The organism is Microbacterium sp. 18062 (assembly GCF_902706225.1).
Taxonomy (GTDB): Bacteria; Actinomycetota; Actinomycetes; order Actinomycetales; family Microbacteriaceae; genus Microbacterium.
The window spans coordinates 1-598 of record NZ_CACSKB010000167.1 but is presented as its reverse complement, the minus strand read 5'-3'; the positions used below and the strand labels follow the sequence as shown (position 1 = coordinate 598).

Below are 598 nucleotides of genomic sequence, written 5' to 3'. Positions count from 1 at the left end.
ATGATAGGCAGGCCAATTCCATTGTTCAGCATCAAATAGAATATTGTTTTCCCAAAGTTTCCTGGGGCCGACGAATATCCAAATGGTGCCTCAATTGCCAGAAAAATCAAAAAAATCAACAAAGGAATACCAATAATATAATGCAATAAAAATATCTCCCAAGCGCGGCGATTCATCCTAGCATATCCATATGAAATTCTCATTAACACATCGTCTTGAAAAATAATCCAAAAGAAAAAAAACGGGCAAGAAACTGCAATCATGGAAAAATAATCAGCCCCCATTTTTGCATAAGTGACTTCAGAAGACTTTAAACCACTTATCATTGGAATATAAGAAGCTACGAAATTTGTAATTCCCTCTATCAAACCACAATCTTCAAAAAGAAAACATAAAAAATAGAGAAAAATAAAAAAAACCCACATACAGATGGTCTTTCTTCCCCATATTTTATTCAACCGCTGAATGCTATTGTTTAATTTTCTCATATAATTTATGATTATGAATTACTTGCATGCATTTATACAAAAGTGGCATTACGGAATTTTCACTACACATCGGACGGTTTTCGGAGAACTCTTTTTATGCATAATTATTA

At 32.8% G+C, this 598-nt stretch carries 1 protein-coding gene; it reads right to left on the bottom strand.

Annotation, left to right across the window (positions count from 1 at the left end):
• Window positions 1-488: hypothetical protein (locus tag GVL03_RS19180; protein WP_159502573.1), on the bottom strand; the 488-nt coding region annotated here is incomplete at its 3' end.
• Window positions 489-598: the final 110 nt, after the last annotated feature.